The following is a 26,854-nucleotide window of genomic DNA, read 5'->3' on the forward strand; positions in this document are numbered from 1 at the left end:
AGATTACAAATAATTGGTTGCCAAAAATATATAAAAAAGACGCTAAAAAAAATTCAGAACACCATTATAAGATGTTTTTAACTAGTTAGTAGTTTTTTAATTACAAAAAGTAGCTGTTAAAAAATTGTTAATCTCGCTAATTTTGTTAATTTTGCTTGACTTATTATTTCTTCATGGCGGTATTTCGATTATCTATATATTGTTTTTTCACGCTATTAAACCTATGTGTTTTTGCTCAAAAAAAAGTTCTTTTAGCAAAGCCTAAAGAAGGGAATATTACCATTGACGGAAAAATTGAAGAAGAAGAATGGCATAAAAATACCGAAGTAGCTTCTGATTTTGTAATGTTTATTCCAGACAATGGTAAAATAATTAGTGAAAAGAAAAAAACCGACGTAAAAATACTTTACGACAATGAAGCTATTTATATTTCGGCAACATTAAATGACAATGAACCTGAAAAAATTCAAAGAGAATTAACCCAAAGAGACGTTTTTGGCGTAGCAGACCATTTTGCAGTTTACATTAATGGTTTTAATGACGGACAACAAGATTATCGTTTTTTTGTAAGTGCCGCGGGCACACAAATGGATTGCTTAGCTACTGAAGAATCCGAAGATTACACATGGGATGCTATCTGGAAGAGCAGTGTGAAAATAACCTCAACTGGATGGACGGTAGAAATGAAAATTCCGTATGCTGCCATCCGTTTTCCAAAAAACAAGAAACAAAACTGGGGAATTAATTTCATGCGAGAAATTAAAAGAAAAAATCAAAAATACACCTGGAATTTTGTTGATGCTAAAATTGGCGCTGTTTTAACCCAATCAGGAGAATTAAAAGGAATAGAAAACATCAATACTCCCACTCGCCTTTTCTTTATTCCATATACCTCAGCTTATTATCAAAAAGATCATTACAATACCGACAAAACTTTTAAAGCGGGATTGGATATCAAATACGGAATTAATGATGCTTTTACTTTAGATGCGATTTTAGTTCCTGATTTTGGGCAAACTAAATTTGACAACGCCATATTAAACTTAGAACCATTTGAGCAAGAACTGAATGAAAATCGCCCTTTTTTTACCGAAGGAACGAACTTATTTAATATCGGGAATCTTTTCTATTCCAGAAGAATTGGCGGCAATCCTATTGTTGACAGCGGAACATTGGAAGGCAATTTAAATTTCAATCAAGAAATTACGCATTACCCCAATACGGTAGATTTAATCAATGCCGTTAAAATATCAGGAAGAACAAAAAAAGGATTAGGGATTGGTTTTCTAAACGCAATTACTGAAAAAACGTACGCAACAGTAAAAAATGCAAATATAGACACTAGCCAAAAAGAAGTCATCAACCCTTTGACTAATTACAATATTTTAGTATTTGACCAGCGTTTCAGACAAAATTCATCTGTTTCTTTCATCAATTTAAACACCAGCCGAAATGGAAGTTTTAGAGATGCTAATGTTACAGGAGTAATTTTCGATTTGAATACAAAAGCAAACACCTATAATCTTTCGGGGGATTTTAAATACAGTAATATTAATGATGTTGACGATTATGATGGCTTTAAAACCTATCTTAATTTTGCCAAAACAAGTGGAAAATACAGATACATTGTTTCGGGAAAATACCTCTCACAAAATTATGATGTAAATGATCTTGGCATTATTTTCTACACCAATTATCATAATGTTTATGCCAATGCGAGCTACCGAATATTAAACCCAACAAAATATTTCAATACTTTTAATTTTGAACAAGAAATCAATATCGAAATTCAGAATAACACGGGAAAACTACAGGAATCCTGGTACAAAACAATTTTAAAAGCTAATACTTTAAAAAATCATTATTTAGAATTAGGTATAATTGCCAGTCCGTATGAAAACTTTGATTTTTACGAACCCAGAAGCGCTGGCAGATATGTTTATATCCCAAGTAGACTGGAAAGTTTTGCTGGATTTGAATTAAACAAAAACAACAATCTTAATTTTAACATCTATCTTTTAGGAATTAAATACAACGAAAAAGGCCGATCAACATACAATATATACGCTGGCCCTCAATACCGTTTTAACAACAAATTATCTTTGGCTTACTACATTGATTATACCCGTCAAATGAATGATTTAGGGTGGGTTGCTAATAACAATTCGAATATTATTTTTGCGAAACGAAATACCGAAACCTTTCAAAATGATTTTACTGGTAAATATTCTATTACTGATAAAATGACATTTAATTTAACAGCTCGTTATTATTGGTCCTACTCATTAAATAAGAACTTTTATACCTTAAATGATGATGGTTACATAACACCAGATAATAGTTTCAATACAAATAAGAATCGTAATTTTAATTCCTGGAATTTTGATTTGTCTTATTCCTGGTGGTTTGCTCCAGGGAGTCAATTATCTGTACTTTACAGGAACTATGCGCAAGAAGAAACCAATTTTGTCGAAAGAAAACTAAACAGAAACCTTGACGGCATATTTAACAGCAATATGACCAATATTTTTTCTGTTAGTCTGCGTTACTTTATTGACTATAATGCGGTGAAAAACAGATTTTAGAGTACATATATTTTAAAAAAATTGTCATTCTACAATAAAATTGTCATTTTTGCCACAGCTAAATTCCTGAATACATAATAGTAGTTTTATTCATAACGAAGATTTTAGAAATAATTTATCTTTGTTGAAAATTAAAAAATAATGAACAAAAAAGTAATCCTAATGATTTTGGATGGTTGGGGAAAATCTCCTGACCCGAAAGTATCTGCAATTGATAATGCAAATGTTCCCTTTATAAATAGTCTTTATAAAAAATACCCTAGCGCACAACTTAGAACAGACGGTTTACATGTAGGTTTACCAGAAGGTCAAATGGGAAATAGTGAAGTAGGACACATGAATCTTGGCGCTGGTAGAATTGTTTACCAGGATTTAGCTAAGATTAATTTGGCTGTAGCCAATAAAACTTTGGCACAAGAACAAGTACTCAAAGATGCTTTTCAATACGCAAAAGACAACAATAAAAAAGTGCATTTCCTTGGATTAGTATCTGATGGAGGTGTTCACTCACATACTTCTCACTTGCGTGGACTAATTGATGCCACTCAGGATTATGGTTTAAACCAAGTTTTTATTCACGCTTTTACTGATGGTAGAGATGTTGACCCAAAATCAGGAAAAAAATACATTCAGGATTTAGAAAATTATATTGCTCCTACTCCTGTAAAAATTGCTTCAGTAATTGGTCGTTATTACGCTATGGATCGTGACAAACGTTGGGAAAGAGTAAAACTTGCTTATGATTTAGTTGTTAATGGAATTGGAACTCCAACACAAAATATCGTAACCTCTATTGCAACCAGCTACGGAAACGATGTTACGGATGAGTTCATTCAACCACTTGTGGCTGTAGATCATAATGAAAAACCATTAGCAACTATTCAAGAAGACGATGTGGTTATTTTCTTCAATTTTAGAACCGATAGAGGTCGTGAATTGACTGAAGCACTTTCACAACAGGATTTCCACGAACAAAACATACATAAATTGAATTTGTACTATGTTACATTAACAAATTATGACGAAACGTACCAAAATGTAAAAGTGGTTTACAATAAAGACAACATCACAGAAACACTAGGTGAAGTTTTAGAAAAAGCCAACAAAAAGCAAATTCGTATTGCTGAAACGGAGAAATATCCTCACGTGACTTTTTTCTTTTCAGGAGGAAGAGAAGAACCATTTATTGGCGAAAGTCGAATTCTTAAAAACTCTCCAAAAGTAGCTACTTATGATTTGCAGCCAGAAATGAGTGCTTATGAATTAACAGATGCTTTAGTTCCCGAAATCGAAAAAGGAGATGTTGATTTTGTTTGTCTAAATTTTGCCAATGGTGACATGGTAGGACACACTGGAATTATGGAAGCTGCCATCAGAGCTTGTGAAGCAGTTGATGTTTGTGTGCAAAGAGTAATTAATGCTGCACTAGCAAATGGTTATGCTACTATTGTAATTGCCGATCACGGAAATTGCGAAACTATGATTAATCCTGACGGAAGCCCAAATACGGCTCACACCACTAATCCTGTTCCTTTTATATTAGTTGACAATGACCAAATAGCTATTCAGGATGGTGTTTTAGGTGATATTGCACCAACTATTTTAGATTTAATGGGAGTGCAACAACCTGTTGCAATGTCTAGTCATTCTTTATTATTGAAATAAAAGTTTAAAACACAATTATTTTAAAAGCTGTTCGGATTCGGACAGCTTTTTTTATTACATCAATTGCTCCACAAAATAAATCACAAGACCAACAATTCCACCTACAACTGTCCCATTGATTCGGATAAATTGAAGATCTTTCCCTACTTCTAATTCTAACTTATCTGCAATTTCTTTTTTATCCCAACTCTGTACTGAAGTTGCAATTAAATCTCCAATGGCTTTTTTATTTTTAAGCAAAACACCTAACAAATCAATCTTTATAAAGTTGTTAATCTTTGTTGTCATAATGATATCATTTTGGATATTGGAGCCAAAATTCCGAATCATATTGGTTAAATTTAATTTTATTTCAGACTCCTCCCCTTTTTCTAAATCAGTAAGAACAGCTTGTTTTAATTCTTGCCAAATGGAACCAATATAATCCTGAACTTCTTCTTTTTGCGTAAATTCAATAATCAGAGTCGTAATTTTTTGTTGCATTTCAGGGGAATTTTTCAACTCTTCAATAAAATTCAAAACATATAGATTAATTTTTTTTCGAATAGAACTGTCGTGTTGTTTTGCCATATCTAAAAATTCATACAGCCCATTAAAAACACCATCAGCAATTTTTTTATCAGCAACACCAAGTGTATACCAAGGTGTAGCATTTTTAACTTTCTCCCGAATCTCTTTTTTATTCGCTTCTAGCTCTGCTGCCAAAATAGTAAGCACGTTCGTTATTAGTTGCGCTTGTTTATCATCTTTTGATAAAGATTCTAAACCTATCGCGATCCACTCACCAAAATTCAATTGTTTCAGTTTAATTTCGAATTGCTGCTGAATAAACTTTTTCACATTAGCATCATCTATTGTTTTTAAAACTCCGGGAATCACATTTTCTACAACTAAAGACGAAATAGTAGCTGCATTTTTTTCTTCTTTTAACCAATTGGTTGCTTTTGTGGCAAAGTCAAATTCATCCAATTTAACTTCCAACTTTTCCTTAATTAGAAACTCATCCGAAACGAAAGTGCCTAAATTTTGACCAATAGCATCTTTATTATTAGGAATTAAAGCGGTATGCGGAATCGAAATTCCTAAAGGATGCTTGAATAGAGCCACTACGGCAAACCAATCGGCAATTCCACCCACCATAGCAGCCTCGCTAAATGCTTTGAGCCATCCTATTTTATAATGAAATCCTATAAAAAAACAAATTACCGCAACCCCTAAAACACTAAGGGCAACACTTTTCATTTTAATTAAATCTAATTTTTTAATTTGATTGTTTTCCATGCTTTTCTTGTTTTTATAGTCACTAATTTAGTGATTTGTTTTTAGACCTTTTTTTCTAAATCAAATAATCAGCTGGAAGTACCCTAAAAAGCTATAAAATTTCCCCAACATTAGAATTACTCCTTTTTTAAGATAATTAAATGTTAAAACCTCAACCTGTTGTGATGTCAAGTCATTCTTTATTAATGAGATAAATTTTCTGATGATAAATAAAATGCCCCTGACAGAAGAAACTATTCAGGGCATTTTTTATGTAATATTATTTCAATATCCTTCGTACCAACTGAATTTTTCCTGAATTATTTTATCCTTTTCTTGTTTTAAAAAATTTAAATAAGCTAAAGCTACAGGAGAAAGTTTCTTCCCTTTTAACCAAATCAAACTCCACACTGTTTTAATTGGAAGGCCTTTTACAGGAATGATCTGTAATTCATCATTTTGTAATTCGTTTTTTATTCCTATTAGTGGCATTATAGAATATCCTAACCCGGCTAATAATGCTTGTTTAACAGCCTCATTTGAGGTAAGTGTCAGCTTTTTTAATACAGGAACTGAATTCTTTTTTATAAATCCCTCCATTGTTTGCCTGGTACCGGAACCTTTTTCCCTAAAAATTAAGGGTAATTCTCCAAAAATATTTTTCGTATATTCTTTATCTTTTTCCCCGTTATTATTCCCGATAAGAAACAATTTGTTTTGTAATAAATCTAATTTTTCAAGAGGCATTGTTGTAGGTAATATTGACACTAAAGCAAAATCTACTTCATTATTTTCTAAGCTTTTTATAACTTTATTCTTATTAGTCACATCCATTAACAACTCTATCTCCGGATTGGATTTTATAAAATCAGAAAGATAAAAAGGCATCACATATTTCCCTGTCGACACCACTGAGATTTTCAGTCTTCCTGACAAAAGTCCTTTATAAGACTGACTTTTATAATTTATGGCATATACCTGATTGATTATATTTTCTGCCGATTCTGCAATTTCCAATCCAAAATCAGTAATAAAAATTTTTCTGCCAATAACCTCAGTCAGTGGGATATCAAATTGATTTTGAAAATTCCTAAGCTGAATTGAAACCGCTGGCTGTGTTAAATTCAAATCTTCAGAAGCTTTAGTAACGCTTCTGGTTTCAACGATTTTGAGAAATATTTGGAGTTGATTTAAAGTATAGTTCATAAAATATTTTTATGTGTTTCATTACAAATATAAATAAAAATATATGGGTTAAAACTCAGAATTTTGCAGAATCAAATATTCTACAAATTCTTAAAACGAATCAAATGCAAAAATTAAAATTAATTGAAGGTGAATTTACATCGGAAGAATTCAAAGAAGTACTAAGTAATCTTTATTCAAACAAAATAAAATTCTATGAAAGAAAGGATTTTAGTTCATTAATCAGATCTGGTGAAAACGATCTAATAGCAATCAAAAAAATAGACGAATTAAATCAAAGTGTCAAACAGTTTCTGGAAATATTTTCAAGAGCAAAAACGAACAATCAAAAACTAATTGTTTTATCGGAAGTACAAATTATTTTTAAAAATCCCGAGATTTTTAACAAAAAAAACATTTGAAATTAGTCAAAAAACACGCCCATTTACTCATTTAATGAAAAATAACATAACAATAAATCAAAAACTGAAATGAATTTTAATTTACTAATTGAAAATCTTACAAACCCTGCCTTACTTTTTTTTGTTCTTGGTATAATTGCAGTATATTTAAAAAGTGATTTAGAAATCCCTCAAAACTCTTCAAAATTTATTTCACTCTATCTATTATTTGCCATTGGTTTTAAAGGAGGACAGGAATTATCACATGAAACCTTTACAAGTGAAATAGCATGGTCTATGTTATTTGGAATCTGCATTTCATTATTAATTCCTTTATATACATTTTTTATCTTAAAGAAAAAACTAAATATATTTGATTCTGGAGCTATCGCAGCAGCTTATGGTTCCGTTAGTGCAGTAACATTTGTAACAGCTGTTTCCTTTCTGGAAGCACAACAATTAAATCTTCATGGACACATGGTTGCAATTATGGCGCTAATGGAGTCTCCAGCCATAATAATTGGATTGGTTTTAATATCTGTTTTTAACAAAAAAGAATCAAAAACTATCAAAAAAGCTACCATACTAAAGCATTCTTTAACTAATGGAAGCGTATTATTAATTCTTGGAAGCTTAATTATAGGCTTCATAGCAAGTGACAAACAAGCAGAAGGTATTGCTCCCTTTACTAATGATCTTTTCAAAGGATTTCTTGCTATATTTCTTTTAGACATGGGAATTACAAGTGGTAAAAAATTACAATCATTTTTCGCTTTTGGTCTATTCCCTACCCTATTTGCCATATTTATACCATTATTCAATGGTTGTTTGTTTGCAATATTAAGTTCCTTAATTACTGACGACATTAGTAATAGATTTATGTTTGCAATATTAGCTGCCAGTGCTTCATATATTGCTGTACCAGCAGCTATGAAAATAACTGTACCTAAAGCAAATCCTGGACTTTTTTTGCCCATGGCACTAGCAGTAACCTTTCCCGTAAACATAACAATAGGAATGCCAATATATTTCTTAATTATAAAGACATTCTAAAATAAGTGCCGAAATTACTCCAACATTAGAATTACATTAGAATTACTGGCTTTATAATATAATTAAATGTTAAAAAGTCAAAACTAAAAGTCAAAACTAAAAGTATTGCTATTAAATTTGCGTAAAAAATACCGATAATGGATTTGTTTGAAAATTTAAAAATAAAAGTCAACGAAAAATTGTACCTCAAGGATCCAGAAACCTCTGTTTTAGGAAAAAAAATCATCCAAGAAAGCATATTATTGATTGACGAAATTGGGTTTGATAATTTTACATTTAAAAAATTAGGCGAAAAAATTCATTCTAACGAAAGTTCCATTTATCGTTATTTTGAAAACAAACATAAATTATTAGTTTATCTTTCCTCCTGGTATTGGAGTTGGATGGAATACAAACTAATTCTTGCTACAACAAATATTACCAATTCAAAAGAAAAATTAAAAAAAGCAATCACAATTGTTACTGAGAGAGTGACGATAGATACCAATATAGAACACGTTAATGAATCCATTTTAAATAAAATTATCATTGCCGAGTTTACAAAAACATTGCAAACAAAAGAAGTAGACCAGGAAAACAAAGAAGGCTTTTTTCTAATTTACAAAAGACTTATCAATAGGATTGTAAGTATTGTAAACGAAGTAAACCCTGAATATCCTTTTGCTAAATCATTGGTTTCAACAATAGTTGAAGGAAGCTTACACCAGCACTTTCTAACAGAACATTTAAAAACAATTACTGATTGTAATGAACCCGAAAGTGCAACTCATTTTTATCAGAATATTGCTGAAAATGTCCTTCGATAAACATTAAATTAAAAAAACAAAAATAGCCACTATGACTCCCTTAAAACGTTTTTACAACTTACTTAAATTAGATAAAAGAGATGTTTCTCAAATATTCTTCTACGCCATCTTTGCCGGATTAATTAGTTTGTCTTTGCCACTTGGAATTCAAGCCATCACAAACCTTATACAATCCGGAAGAGTTAGTGCTTCATGGATTGCTTTAATTATTTTAGTAGTAGTTGGTGTTATATTAGTTGGAATTTTATCATTAATGCAATTGCGTATCACTGAAAATTTACAACAAAAAATCTTTGTTCGATCTTCATTTGATTTTGGAGCCCGATTACCTAAAATAAAAACAAACCAACTTTATAACAGCTATCCGCCAGAATTAGCCAATCGTTTTTTTGATACCATAAGCATACAAAAGGGAGCTTCAAAACTATTAATTGATTTCTCGGCAGCATTATTACAAATTGTTTTTGGAGTCATTTTATTGTCTTTGTACCATCCGTATTTTATTATTTTAGGAATTTTACTTGTTATTGCTTTGTATTGTATCTTTAAATTCTCTTATTTCTCAGGAATAGAAACCAGTTTAAAAGAGTCTAAATTCAAATATAAGGTGGCAAGTTGGTTGCAAGAAATGGCTCGAAATAGTTACAGTTTTAAAAAAGAACTCCATTATAATTTTGGATTACAAAAAAACAATAATCTAGTTGCTGGTTACCTGAGCTATAGAGAAAAACATTTTGATGTAATTAAAAGACAATTCATTCAATTAATTATTTTCAAAGTCTCAATAACAGCCAGTTTATTATTGATTGGAGGATTTTTAGTGCTGTCACAAGAAATGAATATTGGACAATTTGTTGCTGCAGAAATCATTATCCTATTAGTCATTAATTCATCCGAAAAAATAATATTTGGAATCGAAACATTCTATGATGTTTTAACTTCTATTGAAAAAATAGGACAAGTTACCGACTTAGAGATAGAAGAAGAAAGTCCTTTTGAGAGCGATACATGCTACACAAATATTACAATAGAGACCGAGAATCTTACTTTTAAATTCCCTGATTCAGAAACCGAAATATTAAATTCAATTTCATTAAAAATTGAACAAGGAGAAAAAATAGTAATTGATGGGCAAAATGGTTCGGGCAAAACTACTTTAATCCGAGTTTTATCTGGTTTGTTACAAAAAACATCTGGCTCGTTTTTTATTAATGATGATACCTTTAAAAAAATAAACTTAAAACAATACCGCTCTCAAATAGGAAGTATTATTTATGACGAAACCCCTTTTGAAGGAACATTATTAGAAAACATAACCTTTAATGATAAAAATATAACTACCGAAGACTTGAAATGGGCACTTGATGGTGTACAACTTTCACCAGTTATAAAATCTCTACCAAAAGGTCTGGAAACACGTATTTTCCCTGAAGGAAGACAATTATCATCCTCTAATGCTCAAAAACTATTATTAGCTAGAAGTATTATTCATAAACCCAAAATATTATTTTACGAAGATCCAACCGATATGATGGATGAAAATGTAGCTAATGAAATTATTGATTTCATTACTTCAGAAAAAAACAAATGGACAATTATTGTTTCTTCGAAAAATCCATATTGGAAAACCAAATGTAATCGAAGAATTATTATGCAAAATGGAGCTATTCAACTTGATATAAAAAATAATTAAGCATGTTAAACATATCTAACAACCATACAAAACTGCAGTCGCTAGAACGCTACGAAACAGTAAAAAACTTAAAAGACAGACCCCATTATAAAATTTTAAATAGAATTATAGCAGGAGTTTCAATGCTTGCAATAGCGGCGCTTTTTTTGCCTTGGACGCAAACCATTTCAGGAATTGGGAGTGTAACTACTTTAAAACCCAACCAAAGACCACAATCGATACAAAGTGTTATTTCTGGTCGATTAGAAAAATGGTACGTTCAGGAAGGTGATTTTGTTAAAAAAGGTGATACTATCTTATTTATCTCTGAGATAAAAGAGGATTATATGGATCCAAATTTAGTTGAAAACACTAAAAACCAAATGAATGCAAAACAGCAATCTTTGAATTCCTATAGTTCAAAAGTAGATATGCTTTCTACCCAAATTGAAGCTATTGAAAGAGAAAAAGTACTAAAACTAGAACAAGCCGAAAATAAAATTAAGCAAGCTATCTTAAAAATAGAAAGCGACAGTATGGATCTTGCTGCCGTAAAAACACAGTTAAGAATAGCCAACACACAATACAATCGTTCTGTTCAATTAAACAAAGAAGGTTTAAAACCGCTTACTGATATTGAAGAGAAAAGACTGAAATTGCAAGAAGTTGAAGCTAAAATTATCACGCAGGAAAACAAATATTTAGGTAGTCAAAATGAGTTGATTAATGCCAAAGTAGAAATAAACAGAATTACAGCAGAATATGCCGAAAAAGTTTCGAAAGCCAATAGTGATAAATTTACCGCTCTAAGCAGTCAATATGACACTGATGCACAAGTGAACAAACTTCAAAATCAATACACAAATTACAGCATTCGTAACGGAATGTATTATATCAAAGCATCACAAAGCGGTTACATCAATAGAGCGCTACAATCTGGTATTGGCGAAACTATAAAAGAAGGAACTCCTATTGCAACCATAATGCCATCAGAATATGATATTGCAGTTGAAACTTTTGTAAATCCTATTGATTTGCCACTGGTAACCAGAGGAGAAAAGGTAAGAGTTTGGTTTGATGGATGGCCAACTATTGTATTTTCTGGATGGCCTAATATGTCTTACGGAACTTTTGGTGGCGAAATTGTTGCCATGGAAAACTTCATTAGCGATAATGGAAAATACAGAGTTTTGATTGCTCCTGATAAAAATGAAGACAAATGGCCGGAACAATTAAGCATTGGTGCCGGAGCTCAAACAATAGCCTTATTAGAGAACGTTCCTGTTTGGTTTGAACTATGGAGAGTGTTAAACGGATTCCCTCCAAATTATTATAAACCAGCAACTAAAACCACAAAAGAAAAGAAATAATGAAACATGTATTTTTAGCATTTTTATTCTTTGGTTTTTCTATAACTGCCCAAGAAGTTCTCCCATCAAAAGAACTTACTTACAACGAGTTTTTGGGCTATGTAAAAAAGTACCATCCATTAGTTAGAAATGCCAACTTAGAAATCAGTAAATCTCAAGCCAATTTAATGATGGCTCGAGGCGGATTTGATCCAAAAATAGAAGTCGATTTTAGTGAAAAACAATTTAAAGACAGGGAATATTATTCTATTTTAAACAGTAGTTTTAAAATTCCTACTTGGTACGGAGTTGAAATTAAAGCAGGTTTTGACAACAGTGAAGGAGTCTATTTGAATCCGCAAAACACACTTCCTAATCAAGGATTAACTTCGTTAGGAATAACGGTTCCACTTGGTCAAGGTTTATTTATCAATCAAAGAATGGCCGATCTTCAGAAAGCAAAAATGCAAATCGAGTTGAGTCAGGCTGAAAAAAAACTGCAGGCAATTGTGGTTTTGTATGATGCATCAGTTGCTTATTTTAACTGGAAAAAAAGCTTTAATGAAGTCGCATTGTATGATGAATACAGTACCAATGCAAAAATTAGATTTAAAGGAATCCAGTCTTTAATTGAGCAAGGCGACAAACCTGCAATTGACAGTGTCGAAGCTGGAATGATAGTTAAAAACCGAACTTTAAACCTGATAGATTCCCAACTTAAATTAGCTAAAGCCAAGTTAGAACTCTCTAATTTTCTTTGGTTAGAGGACAATATTCCGCTGGAATTAGCTGACGATTTAATTCCGGAAGCACAATTAGAATTTACCATTCAGGAAAGCTTAAGAACTAATGATTTATTGAGTCCTGATTTTACAATTACCAATCATCCAAAAATCAATGCGTTGCAAAGCAAAATTGATATGCTGAATGTAGATAGAAAATTAAAAGCCAATATGCTTTTACCAAAAATTGATGTGGGCTATTCTTACTTATCAGAACCCAGTTATATTGACAATTTTCAATTTGAAGATTACAAAATAGCACTAAATTTTTATTTCCCTTTATTTCTAAGAAAAGAACGCGGAAGCTTAAAATTAGCGCAGTACAAAGTTCAAGAAACTGAGTACACAATGGATTTGGAAAAAGTGCAGTTGAACAATAAAATCAATGCACAAAAAATGGAAATTGAATCCTTGCTGCAGCAAAAGGAGTTAATTAAAAGTTTAGTAGAAGACAATTTGATGATGTTAAATTCCGAGGAAAGATTGTTTTCTTTTGGCGAAAGTTCCTTGTTTTTAATCAATACCCGCGAGAATAATTTGGTTAGTGCACAGCTTTCAAAAATAGCTTTGGAAAACCGTTTTTTCATATCAAATTCAGAGCTTTTTAAAATAATGGCTAATCCGGATTAAATAATTTATAAAATTGTACTTTTGCCAACTGAAAATACGAAATATGATTATAGTAAAATCACGTGAAGAAATAGAATTAATGCGCGAAAGTGCCTTAATCGTATCTAAAACATTAGGAATGTTGGCTTCCGAAGTAAAAGAAGGAGTAACTACTTTACACCTTGATAAATTAGCAGAAACATTTATTAGAGACCATGGAGCTGAACCTAGTTTCCTTGGTTTATATGGTTTTCCAAATTCCCTTTGCATGAGTCCAAACGCTCAGGTAGTACACGGAATTCCAAACAACACTCCTTTGGTTAGCGGAGACATCATCTCTATTGATTGTGGTGCTTTTAAAAACGGATATCACGGCGATCACGCCTATACTTTTGAAGTGGGCGAAGTAGCTCCTGAAACCAAAAAATTATTACAAGTTACCAAAGAATCCTTATACGTTGGAATTCGCGAATTCAAAGCGGGCAATCGTGTAGAAGATGTAGGGAATGCCATCCAAAAATATACTGAAGGTCATGGATACGGAGTTGTTCGTGAATTAGTAGGTCACGGTCTTGGTCAAAAAATGCACGAAGACCCTGAAATGCCGAATTATGGTAAAAAAGGTCGCGGAAAACTTTTTGTTGAAGGAATGGTCGTTGCACTAGAACCCATGATTAACCAAGGAACACGCAATATCAAACAACTAAAAGACGGCTGGACAATTCTTACTGCCGATGGAAAACCATCTGCTCATTTTGAACATGACGTGGCTCTGGTTGATGGAAAACCGGAATTACTTTCCACTTTTGCTTACATCTATAAAGCATTAGGTATTGAAAGCAATGAAGAAGATGAGTTTAGAAAAGTACCTTTAGTTATATAATTATTTTGCGAATCTCCGTGAATTCTTAGCGAATCTCTGTGTAATAACTTATGAAAAAACTTTTCAAACTCGTCCTAAACACTATTCCGCGTCCATTATTAATTCGTTTGAGTTATGTGGCGCGTCCTGTTATTGCTTTTTCGTTAAAAGGCAATAAATACACTGATCCTATTGATGGAAAAAGTTTCAAATCGATGTTGCCATACGGATACGAAAAACAAAGAAACAATGTACTTTCGCCAAGTACACTTTCTCTAGAAAGACACCGTTTGTTATGGTTGTATTTAAACGAAGAAACTGATTTTTTTCAATCTGAACTTGTTTCAGATTCTTCTATCACAAATACTAAAAGAATAAAATTAAGAGATGCTGAAACAAATTCAGCATTAAAAGTATTACACTTTGCTCCAGAACAAGCTTTTTACAAAAGGTTTAGAAAACAACAAAATCTAGATTACACCACAACCGATTTGTTTTCGCCTTTGGCAGATGTAAAAGCAGATATCTGTAATCTTCCGTTTAAAGACAATCAATATGATGTGATTCTTTGCAATCACGTCTTAGAACACATTCCTGACGACACTAAAGCCATGCAGGAATTGTATCGTGTATTAAAACCGGGCGGAATGGCCATTTTACAAATTCCACAAGATTTAAATCGAGACGTTACTTTTGCAGACGATAGTATTACTGACCAAAAGGAACGCGCTAAAATTTTCGGACAATACGATCACGTTCGCATTTACGGCCGTGATTATTTTGACAAATTAAGAAGTATTGGTTTTAAAGTAATTGAAGAAGATTACACGAATAAAATTAGTCCGAATTTAGTAGAAAAATATTGTTTGGCAAAAGGAGAAATTATTCCCGTTTGTTTTAAATAAACTCAAAAGAGCCATTAAGACAACTGCTGTTTTATTGCTTAATTTGTTATATTTACACAAAAGCAATTATAAAATCATGTCTAAATCTCTTCTTTTTAAAATTATCTTTTTATTTGTTTTTGCTTCAGCAACTGCTCAAGTACAAAACGAAATAATTCCTCCATACCACATAAAAACAGTTTCTTTTGTTCAAAACAACCAAAATGCAGTACCCATTTTTGAATTAGGAAGCAGTTTTCAATTTCAATTTGATGATCTTTTTGGGAATGAAGCCAATTATTATTACGAAATTATTCATTGTGATTACAACTGGATTCCTTCAAACATTCCAAAAAACGAATATTTACAAGGATTTGATAACCAAAGAATTCAAAACTACTTGAATTCCTTCAACACCTTACAAATTTATTCACATTACACCTTAAGTCTTCCAAATCAATTTACCGAACAATTACGACTGAGCGGAAACTACATACTTAAAATTCTGAATGACAGCAAAGAAGTAGTCTTTTCCAGAAAATTTATTCTTCATGAAAATGGCGCAACCGTTCCTTTACAAGTAAAAAGAGCCAGAAATATTAGTGTTGTCGAATACAAGCATAACTTGGATTTTTCGATAAAATCAACTACTATCAATTTTCAAAATGCTTTGAAAAATATAAAAGTAAGTCTACTTCAAAATGGAGATTTTAATACCGAGATAAAAAACATCAAACCCCAATATACCATTGGAAATGATTTAATTTACAAATACGATACAGAAACTCAATTTTGGGCAGGTAATGAATTTCTTTATTTCGAAAACAGAGACATTCGAGTAGCAAGCAACAACATTGCCCGTGTAGATTCAAGCACAGACATTTATAACTGCCTATTACACACCAATAATGCCAGAAGAAATTCGCCTTATACATTATTTGAAGATATCAATGGTAATTTTGTTGTAAAAAATACGAATGCTACAGACAATGATATTGAAGCTGATTACGCCTGGATTTATTTTAGTCTTTCTGCTCCTACGTATCGATTAGACAAAGGTATTTACATTAGCGGAATGTTTAATAATTACAGCCTATCTCCTGAATATAAAATGGATTACAACGAAAAAAAGGGGATTTATGAAAAAGCCATACTAATTAAGCAAGGTTTTACCAACTTCAAATATGTTATTGCAGACAGCAAAGGAAAGATTGATAATGAAAACGCCATAGACGGAAATTTCTATCAAACTGAAAACGAATATACCGTTTTAGTTTACTACAGAGAAAACACAGGACGCTATGATAGAGTCATTGGAAAAGGAACGGCTAATTCGCTGAACATCATTAATTAAAAAAAGATTTAAAAATCAACAAAAGCAAATGAAAATTTTGTAATTTTGCCCCTATTAAACACAGATTTAATACTTTAATATGGTTTCTCAAATAACAAGAGGCATAAAAATCACGGTTTTGACTAGTTTTGAAGGTACCTACTTCAAAAACTACAAAATCCACTTTGCCTTTAGTTACCATATCACAATTGAAAATCATAGTAAGGATTCCGTACAATTAACTTCTCGTCACTGGGAAATTTTTGATTCTCTAAATAATATTGAAATTGTAGATGGCGAAGGCATCATTGGTAAGAAACCAGTTTTAAAACCTGGAGAAAACCATACCTACAGTTCTGGATGCTTGCTTTCCTCTCCTTATGGAGCTATGAAAGGGCATTTCAATATGATTAATTTCACAAATACTAAGACTTTCAAAGTAATCATCCCTACTTTTAGATTGTGTGCTCCATTTGCGCTGAATTAATACTCATTTTACAATTTTATAACTTATTATAATTTTATTATAAAAGTTTTAAATTCTCCTTTTGTACTTTTGTTAGCATACTGATTGTTCAAACTTTGAATACATTTTTCTAACCTTATCTAAATATCTTTAGATAAATAAAAATTATATCATGCTAAAAGGATTTTTTAAAGTACCCAAAGCTATCAACGAGCCCGTAAAAAACTACGCTCCTAATTCTCCTGAAAAAGAAGCTGTTTTAGCCGCTTACAAAAAAATGTGGAATACTAAAATAGATGTTCCTTTATACATTGGAAAAGAAGAAATTAGAACGGGAAATACTAAAAACATCACGCCACCTCACGATCATAAACACATTGTAGGCAGCTACCATCTTGCTGAAAAAACACATATTGAAAGCGCTATTGCAAATGCATTAGAATCGAGACAAGCTTGGGCAAATATGGCTTGGGAACAACGTGCCGCTATTTTCCTGAAAGCTGCCGAGTTAATTGCAGGACCTTACAGAGCCCGAATTAATGCTGCTACCATGATAGGTCAATCTAAAAATATTCATCAGGCTGAAATTGATGCTTCTTGCGAATTGATTGACTTTTTACGTTTCAACGTCGAATTCATGACGCAAATTTATGCTGATCAACCTACTTCGGACTCCTCCATTTGGAATCGAGTAGAATACCGTCCACTGGAAGGTTTTGTGTACGCTATCACTCCTTTTAATTTCACTGCTATTGCTGCTAATCTTCCAGCTAGTGCTGCCATGATGGGAAATGTGGTGGTTTGGAAACCAAGTGACAGCCAGGTTTTTTCGGCAAAAATTATTATCGAAATTTTCAAAGAAGCTGGGCTTCCTGATGGTGTTATCAACGTCGTTTTTGGCGATGCAGCCATGATTACCAATACCATTTTAGCGAGTCGTGATTTTGCCGGATTACATTTTACAGGTTCTACTCATGTCTTTAAAGAGCTTTGGAAACAAATTGGAGCCAACATTCATCATTACAAAACCTATCCTAGAATCGTAGGCGAAACTGGCGGGAAAGATTTTGTTATGGTACATCCAAGTGCGAATGTAAAACAAGCCACTACCGGAATTATACGTGGCGCATTCGAATTTCAAGGTCAAAAATGTTCGGCTGCTTCGAGAGTTTATATCCCACAAAGTCTATGGTCATCTATCAAAGAACAACTTACCACTGATATCAAATCGATGAAAATGGGTTCGCCAGAAGATTTTGGTAATTTTATTACTGCGGTTATTCATGAAGGTTCTTTTGACAAATTAGCTTCTTACATTGACAGAGCTAAAAAAGATACGGATGCTGAAATTATCATTGGAGGAAATTATGATAAATCTGTTGGATATTTTATTGAACCTACGGTTATTTTGACTACAAATCCAAAATACGTTACAATGGAAACCGAATTATTTGGTCCTGTTTTAACCATTTATATTTATGAAGATGCTAAATGGATTGAAACTTTAGAACTGATAGACCAAACTTCGGAATACGCACTTACGGGAGCTGTTTTTAGCCAAGACCGTTATGCTATTGAAGAAGCAACTGTGAAACTACAAAATGCTTCAGGGAACTTATACATTAATGATAAGCCTACGGGAGCAGTTGTAGGCCAACAGCCTTTTGGTGGCGCCAGAGCTTCTGGAACGAATGACAAAGCAGGTTCGGCAATGAATTTATTGCGTTGGGCTTCTCCAAGAACTATCAAAGAAGTTTTTGTTTCTCCAGAAGATTACAGATATCCTTTTTTAGGAGAATAAACTAAATAGCATTAAAAAACAAACCCCACAAGATTCAATTTAAAATGAATTTGTGGGGTTCTTCTTTTGTCAAAATATTTTAAAATTTATTTTCAACCTCAGCTGCCTGCAGCATCAAATAATGCAAATCGGTATTTTTTATAAAAGGTTTCAAAAGTTCGCTTCCTGGTCCAAACATAGCTAATTCTACATAATCAGCAGAATGATCCATACTAATCCACCCAACCGAATTGTGTTGTTGTTGCATTTCTGCAAAAGCTTTAAAAGGCAGTTTTTTATAGTTATACAATCCATCTTCCTGATGCAATCCATCATAATAACTCAAAACCGTTTTAGCCTCTTCTTCTGTAACAACATGACCATTTGCTTTTTCTATGAGTTCCTTTACTTGTAAAACAGTATAATCTTTATTGATTTTATTTAAAATCCATTCATTGGTCTTGGTATATTTCTGGATACTGTCAAAATTAGTATTCGCTTGTTTTCCATAAATAATTCCAGGGTTAGCATTTCCGTGATCTGTGGTAATAATCACTAAGGTTTCTTGATCTTTTTCGGCAAAATCAATTGCTACTTTAACGGCTTCGTCAAATTCAATTTGGTCATTAATTAAACCAGCAACATCATTAGCATGTGCTGCCCAGTCTACTTTCCCACTTTCTACTTGCAAAACAAAACCTTCTTTACTGCTTTGCATAGAATCAATTGCTTTTTGAGTCATTTCGGCAAGAGTTGGAATAGTTTGCTGCAAATTGGCATCACTGTTTCTATCTACATAATATGGAAGAGCATCGTCAGCAAAGACTCCTAAAATAGGCTGTTTACTAGATGCTGCATTCATTTCGGAACGGTTTTTCACCACTTGATAGCCCTTAGACTTATAAGCCGAAAAAACATCTTTCTTGTCTTTTCTTAATTCAGAACTAAAATAATTAGCTCCTCCTCCCATCATGACGTCAAAACCAATCTCTAAATATTGTTCTGCAATATCGTCTTGTGCATTTCTACTTTTACTATTAACACAAAAACCAGCAGGAGTTGCATGAGTTATAGGAACTGTAGTTACACAACCCGCCATCTTACCCGCTTTTTTAAACTTTTGCCAAATGGGTAGATGAGGCTTACCCTCGGGACTAACATTAAGTGCACCATTATTAACCCTAAAACCACCTCCCCAAGAAGAACTGGCAGCAGCTGAATCTGTTACTATAGAACTGGCAGAAGCAGTATCCATCAAGGCTCTCGACACTCTGTTGTTTTTATACAGCTGAATCCAATTAGATCCTTTTCCAGTCTTTCTATCTAGAAATAAGTCGGTCATATTCAAAGTGCCCGTACTCATTCCGTCACTTACTAATATAATTATATTCTTGGCTTTTTTGTTTTTATTGGCTGACTCTAAATCCAAAATATTGGCTGATCCTTGAAAAGGATTCATCACCGCCGCTCCTATTGTAAACAAAGAGCCATTCCTGAAAAACTTTCTTCTATTCATTTCTATTTAATCATTAAAGTCCAAAACTAAAAAAAATAGCTTAAAACTAAATTATGTTAATGTTATGATATCAACTAATTAAATTACAAATAAAAACCCTGCTTTAAACAAAACAGGGTCATAAATTGATTTATTTGCTTCAAATTAAACTAAAATTAAAAAGGCAAACTATTAAAAATCATAATTTGAAATTGAGCTCTACTATTATCTGCTAACATTTGCGACATAATACCCGCCTCAACTTTTATATTTTTACTAAAACAGTAACCAATTCCTCCATAAAGACGATTTCGATCAAACTGATTTTGCTCCGAATTCAGAAAAATTTCATTGTATGCCGAAGCATAAATGGCATTTTTATCCAAGTTTTTTTTATTGATTGGAACATTCAAAGAAAGAAAATAACGGAAACGCAACTTAAAATCATCATTCAGGAATCGCTCTTCTACTCGATAACGATGTTGAATAATGACTCTACCAAATTGTTGCTTACTAATAAATTGTTGAAAAATTCGATGTTCGTCCGTTTCAAATTTTTCATCAGTACCCGCAAAATAAGGTTCTGAATGAACGTAAGCATAACCTAACAATAGGTTATTATTGTTTTCAGATAAATCATAACCAATTCCAGTTCTCATCAATAACTGCTCAAGATCTCCAGCAAAATTGAAGTTTCGATACTGAACTTCATTGTGCCAATTCCATCGATCATTTATTTTTTGATTACCAAAATAAAGAAACCAGTTTCCAGTTTCTGTTTTTTGCGCATTTACATTTGCTGTTAAAAATAAAACTAACAAAAAGCAAAACGATTGTAATTTGTTTACCATGATAACTGTGAAATTTTTAAAGTTAAAAAACTTATTGTTTACAAATTTCAGACCACAAATTTCAACGGCAAATGCACTACTTTTTTAGTTTCAAAAAATTCATCTTTGAAAAAATCGGCTAAATCGTATTGTGTTGCTTTTGGGAAAGCAGCTAATTCTTCGGTTAAATCGCCTCCTTTTAAATATAGAATTCCATTTTTCAACTCGTGTTTTTGTTGTTTCTTGATTTTGGTTTTTACCCAGGAAACAAAATCCGGCATGTTCGTAACCGCACGGCTCACAATAAAATCAAAATCACCTTTTACATTTTCGGCACGAATTTGTTCTGCTTTAACATTTTTCAATCCTAAAGCATCAGCAACGCCTTGTACTACTTTTATTTTTTTAGCAATTACATCAATCAGATAAAAACGGGTTTCCGGAAATAAAATTGCCAATGGAATTCCAGGAAATCCGCCGCCGGTTCCCACATCAAGTACATAACTTCCGGGTTCAAATTTCATAATTTTAGCAATTCCTAAAGAATGCAAAACGTGTTTAGTATATAAAGAATCAATGTCTTTTCTAGAGATAACATTTATTTTTTCGTTCCAATCGTGGTATAAAAAATCCAGTTTCTGGAATTGTTCTTTTTGAATATCGGTTAAATCCGGAAAATAGCTCAATATTTCGTCCATCGTTTTATTTTTTTAACAAAAGTACTATTTTTAAGTTTGAAATATTTAACTGAATTTTGCAGAGTTAAAATTTATAAATAATTATCTTTGAACGCTATTTTGAATAATTATGAATACTACCGCACCTACATTTGCAAAGCAAGACAAACTAAAGTTCTTTAGAACGCTTAACTCGCGGGTAAACAATTACTTCAAAGAAAATAACATTTCTAAAGCAGGTAATTGGAAATTACATTTAAAAGCAGTTATTCTTTTTACAGTTTTTCTGGTTCCTTATTTTTTAATTCTTACGCTGGATATGCCTTTTTGGGCTCACTTACTTTTAACCATTGTCATGGGAATTGGTATGGCGGGATTAGGAATGAATGTAATGCATGATGGCAATCACGGTTCGTATTCTAATAAAAGCTGGGTGAACAAAATTATGGGTGGTACTATCTATGTTTTGGCTGGAAATGTGTACAACTGGCAAGTACAACATAATGTTTTGCACCATACTTACACCAATATTCCAGGGCATGATGAAGATTTAGATGCGGGAAGAATTATCCGTTTTACTAAAAGTGCTGAATGGCATAGTTTTCATCGTTTTCAACATTATTACTCTGTTTTTCTATATGGATTATTGACTTTCAACTGGGCAATCACTACTGATTTTAAGCAAATGAGAAGTTACCTTAAAAGAAAATTATCTTATGGCGAACCTAAAAGTCCTAAAATTTTATGGACGACTTTAATTATCACTAAAATAATTTATGTTTCCATTTGGATTGTAATGCCAATTCTTATTGGAATCGTTTGGTGGAAAGTATTAATTGGTTTCTTCGTCATGCACTACACTGCGGGATTAATTTTAAGTATTGTATTCCAATTAGCGCACGTGGTTGAGGAAACTGAGAATCCGTCTCCAAATGAATTAGGAGAAATGGAAAACACCTGGGCAATTCACCAATTGTTTACCACAACTAATTTTGCTCCAAAAAACCGAATAGTAAACTGGTATACTGGAGGTTTAAATCATCAGATAGAACATCATATTTTCCCAAACATTAGCCATGTTCATTATGGTAAAATTGCAAAAATTGTTCGCGAAACAGCACAAGAATGCAACCTGCCTTATTACGAATACAAAACTATGCGGAGTGCTATTATTGCACATTTCAAGCATTTAAAAGAACTAGGAATGAAACCAGAAATGGCTTAAAATAAATAAGTACTTTGGTGCTTTCAATAATAATTAATTAAAATAAATAATTAACCGCCCTGTTTCCAAAAAGAATTTTTAGGGCTATCAACACTTTATTAATGAGTAATCCACTTTCAGACAGAATTAACAATCTTGCTACATCACAAACATTAGCAATGGCAGCTTTGGCTAGAGAATTAAAAGCGCAAGGTAAAGACATTATCAGTTTAAGTTTAGGAGAACCTGACTTTAACACGCCTGATTTCATCAAAGAAGCCGCTAAAAAAGCGATTGACGAAAACTACAGCACTTATTCTCCAGTTGATGGATATGCTGAATTGAAAGATGCTATCTGCAGAAAATTCAAAAGAGACAACGATTTAGATTACAAACCATCTCAAATTGTAGTATCTACAGGAGCTAAACAATCTTTATACAACATTGCACAGGTAATGTTAAACGATGGTGACGAAGTGATCTTACCAGCACCTTACTGGGTTTCTTACTTCGAAATCGTAAAATTATCAGGTGGTGTTCCTGTAGAAGTTCCAACTTCTGTAGAAACTGATTTCAAAATCACACCAGAACAATTAGAAGCAGCTATCACACCAAAAACAAAAATGATGTGGTTTTCTTCTCCTTGTAATCCATCAGGATCTGTGTACAACAGAGAAGAACTAACAGCTTTAGCTAAAGTTTTAGAAAAATATCCAAACGTATATGTAGTTGCTGACGAAATTTATGAGCACATTAATTTCTCAGGAACTTTTTGTAGTATCGCTTCTGTACCAGGAATGTTCGAAAGAACAATTACTGTAAACGGAGTAGCAAAAGCTTTCGCTATGACAGGATACAGAATTGGATACATTGGAGCACCGGAATTTATTGCAAAAGCGTGTACTAAAATTCAAGGGCAAGTAACTTCAGGAGCTAATTCTGTGGCACAACGCGCTACTATTACTGCTGTAGATGCTGATCCATCTGTATTGAATCACATGGTTCAGGCATTCCACAGCCGTAGAGATTTGGTTGTTGGATTATTGAAAGAAATCCCGGGAGTAAAAATAAACGTTCCGGAAGGAGCATTTTATGTATTCCCAGACGTTTCTTCTTTCTTTGGAAAAACATTAAAAGGAACTGAAATTAAAGATGCTAATGATGTATCGATGTACCTTTTGGCAGAAGCTTGTGTAGCTACAGTAACTGGTGATGCTTTTGGTAATCCTAACTGTATTCGTTTCTCTTATGCTACTAGCGACGAATTGTTGAAAGAAGCATTAAAAAGAATTAAAGACGCTTTGGCAGGATAGTTCAAAGTTAGAAATCAGAAGTTAGAAGTTTACATCTGACTTAAAATTATCAAAACGCCTCAAGGAAACTTGGGGCTTTTTTTTGGCGTGTCCCTCCGTAAAAACTTCGGGTCGGGCTATTCGCTGCAATCTTTATGTTTTTAAAGGAAAAACATAAAGGATTTTCGCTACTATCCCTCACGCAAATACCATATTAAATCATAATTATTTTTTAATACAAGATTGTAGTATTTTATTTAATATATTTGAATCTAATATTACCCACAAACGAATTGTATAATGCTTACCAAAAAATCAGGGGAAATTCGATGAAATCACAAGCCTACTTCGAAAAGATACATAAACACATTGAAAACAATTTAAAAAATTCTAAAACGAGTATTAGAATTGCGGTTGCTTGGTTTACAGACACAAAACTATTCGATATTCTTTGTGAAAAAGCAAAAGAAGGAATTCATGTTGAATTACTTATTGCTAATCACGAAATCAACCTTGAGAGTAACATAAAATATCGTGACTTAACAAATAATGGAGGGCAAATATTTTGGATAGGCAACGAAGGAGCTTATGCTCCATTAATGCATAATAAATTTTGCATTATTGATAATATAACTTTAATATTTGGTTCATATAATTGGACAAGAAAGGCAAAATCAAATCACGAAAGTATTACTGTAATTGAAGAAGATTACAATCTAATTTTAGATTTCAATCAAGAATTTGACAAGATCAAAAACAAATATTATAATCCAAACGCTGAAATAGATTGGATGAAAATAGTCATTCGTTTAGAAACTTTATTAAATGTAATTAAGCTTGAAGATTTAGAAGATATTAATTATCAAATTGATAAAACTAAAAGTTTAATTCCTAAAAATCATTCTGATAAAAAACTTGATTCATTAACTACTATATTGAATCATTGTTCAAAAAAAGAATTCAGCCAAGCTGTGATTTTAATACAAAATTTCACGAGTGATTATAAAAAAATAAGCATTTACAATGACCCGGAAATTCCCGCATTACAACTAGAAATTAGAAGTCTTGAATATCAAATTTCTTCTTTGTCTGATGAGAAAACAGATATAGAAAAAAATATTAGAAGTTTCGAATTAAAATACAATGAAGAACTAGGAGGATTGATTACCAAAATTCTTTATTATAAAAAAATTGTAGCCGAAAAAATTGCCAAAGAATCAAAAGAAGACAAACAAAAACAGCAAGAATATGAAGAAGCAAAATTTGACTATGAAGATTTCTCAAAATCATACAATGATAAATTAAACGAGCCAAAACCTCTTGTTTTAGATGAAGAAAAACTAAAAGAATTAAAACGAAATTTTCGGAAAGCTTCTAAAATTTGTTTTCCTGACAAAGTTTTGGATGACCAAAAAGAATTAGCGACAAAAATATTTATTGATTTAAAAGACGCTTATGATAATAATAACCTTGAAAAGGTAAACCAAATTTTAAAAGATTTAGAAAATGGAATTTTCAAGTCACAAGGCGAAACTATAAATGAAAAAGATAAGCTTAAAATAATTCTTGAAAATTTAATTCGTAAACGTAATGAATTAGAAGAAATGTTGTTATCAATTAAGAATACCAACACTTTCAATAAGATAAGTCATATCAAAAATTGGGATAATTATTTTCAGGATACAAAAGAAGAATTCAATAAAATTCTTGAAGAACTAGAACAAGAAATAACCATTTAGAATATGGAAGAAAACAACAAATCATTAATTCCTGTAAATCATTCATTAGCAAAAATTGAAAGACAGATTGCTATTGGGGAGAAATTATTAGGTCTTGAAAATAATAAATTGCAAAGAGAGAGAATTAAAAATTTCTTAATTAGTGATAAACATAAAGAAAATTCGTTTATCAGTTTTATTTCAGCTAATTATCAATTAAGTGAAGAAATGTTAATGGAATACCAACACATTCTTAATTGGAAAATATTAAGTTCCAATAACAAAATAAAATTCTCTCCAATTTTAATTGAAAAATATTCCGATAAATGGGATTTCAATGAATTAGGAGCAAACAAAAGTATCGATTGGGATATAGATTTATTTGATAAATATAAAGATAAATTTGATTGGAATTATCGTATGTATTTTTCAAAAGCTTTACCAAGATCAATCGATTTTTATAGAAAATATAAAAATGAACTTAATTGGAAAAGTTTTAGTTTAGTTAGTTGTGATTTATTGAATGAAGAATTTTCTGAAACATTGAGTAAGGAATTTATTGAAGAATTTAATAATGAATTAGATTGGACATTTCTTTCACTTAATACTTGGTGGTCTGAAGATTTTTTTAATAAATATATAGAAAAATGGGATTGGAGCATATTAAGTCGTAATCCAAATTTACCTTGGTCTGAAGATTTTTTTAATAAATATATAGAAAAATGGAATTGGCACATCTTAAGTTTTAATTCAAATTTACCATGGTCATTAGATTTTTTTAATAAACATCTCGACAAATGGAGCTGGCGGGGATTATCTGGTAATTTGGGAAAAGAACTACCTTGGTCTAAAGATTTTTTTAATATATACTTAGAAAATTGGGATTGGAAAGAATTAAGCGATAATAAAAAATTACCTTGGTCTGAAGAATTAATTGACAATTATA

Annotated in this window: 22 protein-coding genes; 17 read left to right on the forward strand and 5 right to left on the reverse strand. The window is 32.0% G+C overall.

Annotated elements, in window-relative coordinates; translation table 11 throughout:
- The first annotated feature begins 173 nt into the window (after positions 1-173).
- Both AAGV33_RS12635 and gpmI read left to right on the forward strand, forming a co-directional pair.
- Positions 174-2,585: a DUF5916 domain-containing protein gene (locus tag AAGV33_RS12635; protein ID WP_373392384.1), complete on the forward strand. Its 2,412-nt coding sequence runs from the start codon at positions 174-176 to the stop codon at positions 2,583-2,585.
- Positions 2,586-2,726: 141 nt separating this feature from the next.
- Positions 2,727-4,250 carry a 2,3-bisphosphoglycerate-independent phosphoglycerate mutase gene (gene gpmI / locus AAGV33_RS12640; RefSeq protein WP_373392385.1) on the forward strand — a complete coding sequence of 508 codons (1,524 nt, stop codon included), beginning with the start codon at positions 2,727-2,729 and terminating at the stop codon, positions 4,248-4,250.
- A gap of 54 nt (positions 4,251-4,304) precedes the next feature.
- Here gpmI and AAGV33_RS12645 read toward each other — a convergent pair whose 3' ends face one another.
- Both AAGV33_RS12645 and AAGV33_RS12650 read right to left on the reverse strand, forming a co-directional pair.
- Positions 4,305-5,531 carry a DUF445 domain-containing protein gene (locus tag AAGV33_RS12645; RefSeq protein ID WP_373392386.1) on the reverse strand — a complete coding sequence of 409 codons (1,227 nt, stop codon included), beginning with the start codon at positions 5,529-5,531 and terminating at the stop codon, positions 4,305-4,307.
- A gap of 264 nt (positions 5,532-5,795) precedes the next feature.
- Positions 5,796-6,716: a LysR family transcriptional regulator gene (locus AAGV33_RS12650; protein ID WP_373392387.1), complete on the reverse strand. Its 921-nt coding sequence runs from the start codon at positions 6,714-6,716 to the stop codon at positions 5,796-5,798.
- Positions 6,717-6,820: 104 nt separating this feature from the next.
- Here AAGV33_RS12650 and AAGV33_RS12655 point away from each other — a divergent pair, with 104 nt between their 5' ends.
- The 11 genes from AAGV33_RS12655 to pruA all read left to right on the forward strand — a co-directional run bounded on the left by AAGV33_RS12655 (position 6,821) and on the right by pruA (position 18,713).
- Positions 6,821-7,117: a hypothetical protein gene (locus AAGV33_RS12655; RefSeq protein WP_373392388.1), complete on the forward strand. Its 297-nt coding sequence runs from the start codon at positions 6,821-6,823 to the stop codon at positions 7,115-7,117.
- A gap of 69 nt (positions 7,118-7,186) precedes the next feature.
- Positions 7,187-8,149 (forward strand): sodium-dependent bicarbonate transport family permease, encoded by a 963-nt coding sequence (locus AAGV33_RS12660; protein WP_373392390.1) that lies wholly within the window; start codon positions 7,187-7,189, stop codon positions 8,147-8,149.
- A 134-nt stretch (positions 8,150-8,283) separates the two neighbouring features.
- The gene (locus AAGV33_RS12665; protein ID WP_373392410.1) at positions 8,284-8,955 is read left to right on the forward strand and encodes a TetR/AcrR family transcriptional regulator; all 672 of its coding nucleotides are present in this window, start codon (positions 8,284-8,286) and stop codon (positions 8,953-8,955) included.
- Positions 8,956-8,986: 31 nt separating this feature from the next.
- Positions 8,987-10,648: a peptidase domain-containing ABC transporter gene (locus tag AAGV33_RS12670; RefSeq protein WP_373392391.1), complete on the forward strand. Its 1,662-nt coding sequence runs from the start codon at positions 8,987-8,989 to the stop codon at positions 10,646-10,648.
- 2 nt (positions 10,649-10,650) lie between these two features.
- On the forward strand, positions 10,651-11,997 hold the full coding sequence (locus AAGV33_RS12675; RefSeq protein ID WP_373392392.1) for an HlyD family secretion protein: 1,347 nt from the start codon (positions 10,651-10,653) through the stop codon (positions 11,995-11,997).
- Positions 11,997-13,388, forward strand: coding sequence for a TolC family protein (locus AAGV33_RS12680; RefSeq protein ID WP_373392393.1), 1,392 nt, complete (start codon positions 11,997-11,999; stop codon positions 13,386-13,388). Before AAGV33_RS12675 ends, AAGV33_RS12680 begins: the two co-directional genes overlap by 1 nt.
- Before the next feature lie 43 nt (positions 13,389-13,431).
- Positions 13,432-14,250, forward strand: a complete 819-nt coding sequence (gene map, locus AAGV33_RS12685) for a type I methionyl aminopeptidase (RefSeq protein WP_373392394.1) — start codon at positions 13,432-13,434, stop codon at positions 14,248-14,250.
- Positions 14,251-14,300: 50 nt separating this feature from the next.
- Positions 14,301-15,134, forward strand: a complete 834-nt coding sequence (locus AAGV33_RS12690) for a class I SAM-dependent methyltransferase (RefSeq protein ID WP_373392396.1) — start codon at positions 14,301-14,303, stop codon at positions 15,132-15,134.
- Between the two features lie 76 nt (positions 15,135-15,210).
- Complete coding sequence (locus AAGV33_RS12695) at positions 15,211-16,467, forward strand: type IX secretion system plug protein (protein ID WP_373392397.1); 1,257 nt, start codon at positions 15,211-15,213, stop codon at positions 16,465-16,467.
- Positions 16,468-16,546: 79 nt separating this feature from the next.
- Positions 16,547-16,933 carry a Co2+/Mg2+ efflux protein ApaG gene (gene apaG / locus AAGV33_RS12700; RefSeq protein ID WP_373392399.1) on the forward strand — a complete coding sequence of 129 codons (387 nt, stop codon included), beginning with the start codon at positions 16,547-16,549 and terminating at the stop codon, positions 16,931-16,933.
- Between the two features lie 151 nt (positions 16,934-17,084).
- Positions 17,085-18,713: an L-glutamate gamma-semialdehyde dehydrogenase gene (pruA, locus tag AAGV33_RS12705; RefSeq protein WP_373392400.1), complete on the forward strand. Its 1,629-nt coding sequence runs from the start codon at positions 17,085-17,087 to the stop codon at positions 18,711-18,713.
- 79 nt (positions 18,714-18,792) lie between these two features.
- On the opposite strand, the gene AAGV33_RS12710 is transcribed toward pruA, so the two are convergent.
- The 3 genes from AAGV33_RS12710 to rsmG all read right to left on the reverse strand — a co-directional run bounded on the left by AAGV33_RS12710 (position 18,793) and on the right by rsmG (position 21,715).
- Entirely contained in the window at positions 18,793-20,208 is a 1,416-nt protein-coding gene (locus AAGV33_RS12710; protein WP_373392401.1) for an alkaline phosphatase, read from the reverse strand.
- A 155-nt stretch (positions 20,209-20,363) separates the two neighbouring features.
- Positions 20,364-21,038 (reverse strand): DUF2490 domain-containing protein, encoded by a 675-nt coding sequence (locus AAGV33_RS12715; protein ID WP_373392402.1) that lies wholly within the window; start codon positions 21,036-21,038, stop codon positions 20,364-20,366.
- A gap of 47 nt (positions 21,039-21,085) precedes the next feature.
- Positions 21,086-21,715 (reverse strand): 16S rRNA (guanine(527)-N(7))-methyltransferase RsmG, encoded by a 630-nt coding sequence (gene rsmG, locus AAGV33_RS12720; protein ID WP_128193857.1) that lies wholly within the window; start codon positions 21,713-21,715, stop codon positions 21,086-21,088.
- Positions 21,716-21,824: 109 nt separating this feature from the next.
- Here rsmG and AAGV33_RS12725 point away from each other — a divergent pair, with 109 nt between their 5' ends.
- From AAGV33_RS12725 to AAGV33_RS12740, 4 genes are all read left to right on the forward strand, one after another.
- Complete coding sequence (locus tag AAGV33_RS12725; protein ID WP_373392403.1) at positions 21,825-22,919, forward strand: fatty acid desaturase family protein; 1,095 nt, start codon at positions 21,825-21,827, stop codon at positions 22,917-22,919.
- Positions 22,920-23,020: 101 nt separating this feature from the next.
- Complete coding sequence (locus tag AAGV33_RS12730; protein WP_373392405.1) at positions 23,021-24,211, forward strand: pyridoxal phosphate-dependent aminotransferase; 1,191 nt, start codon at positions 23,021-23,023, stop codon at positions 24,209-24,211.
- Positions 24,212-24,456: 245 nt separating this feature from the next.
- Complete coding sequence (locus tag AAGV33_RS12735; protein WP_373392406.1) at positions 24,457-25,929, forward strand: phospholipase D-like domain-containing protein; 1,473 nt, start codon at positions 24,457-24,459, stop codon at positions 25,927-25,929.
- A gap of 3 nt (positions 25,930-25,932) precedes the next feature.
- The coding region (locus AAGV33_RS12740; RefSeq protein WP_373392407.1) for a hypothetical protein at positions 25,933-26,854 on the forward strand (922 nt) is incomplete at its 3' end.

This window comes from Flavobacterium magnesitis (assembly GCF_041729735.1).
Taxonomy (GTDB): domain Bacteria; phylum Bacteroidota; class Bacteroidia; order Flavobacteriales; family Flavobacteriaceae; genus Flavobacterium; species Flavobacterium magnesitis.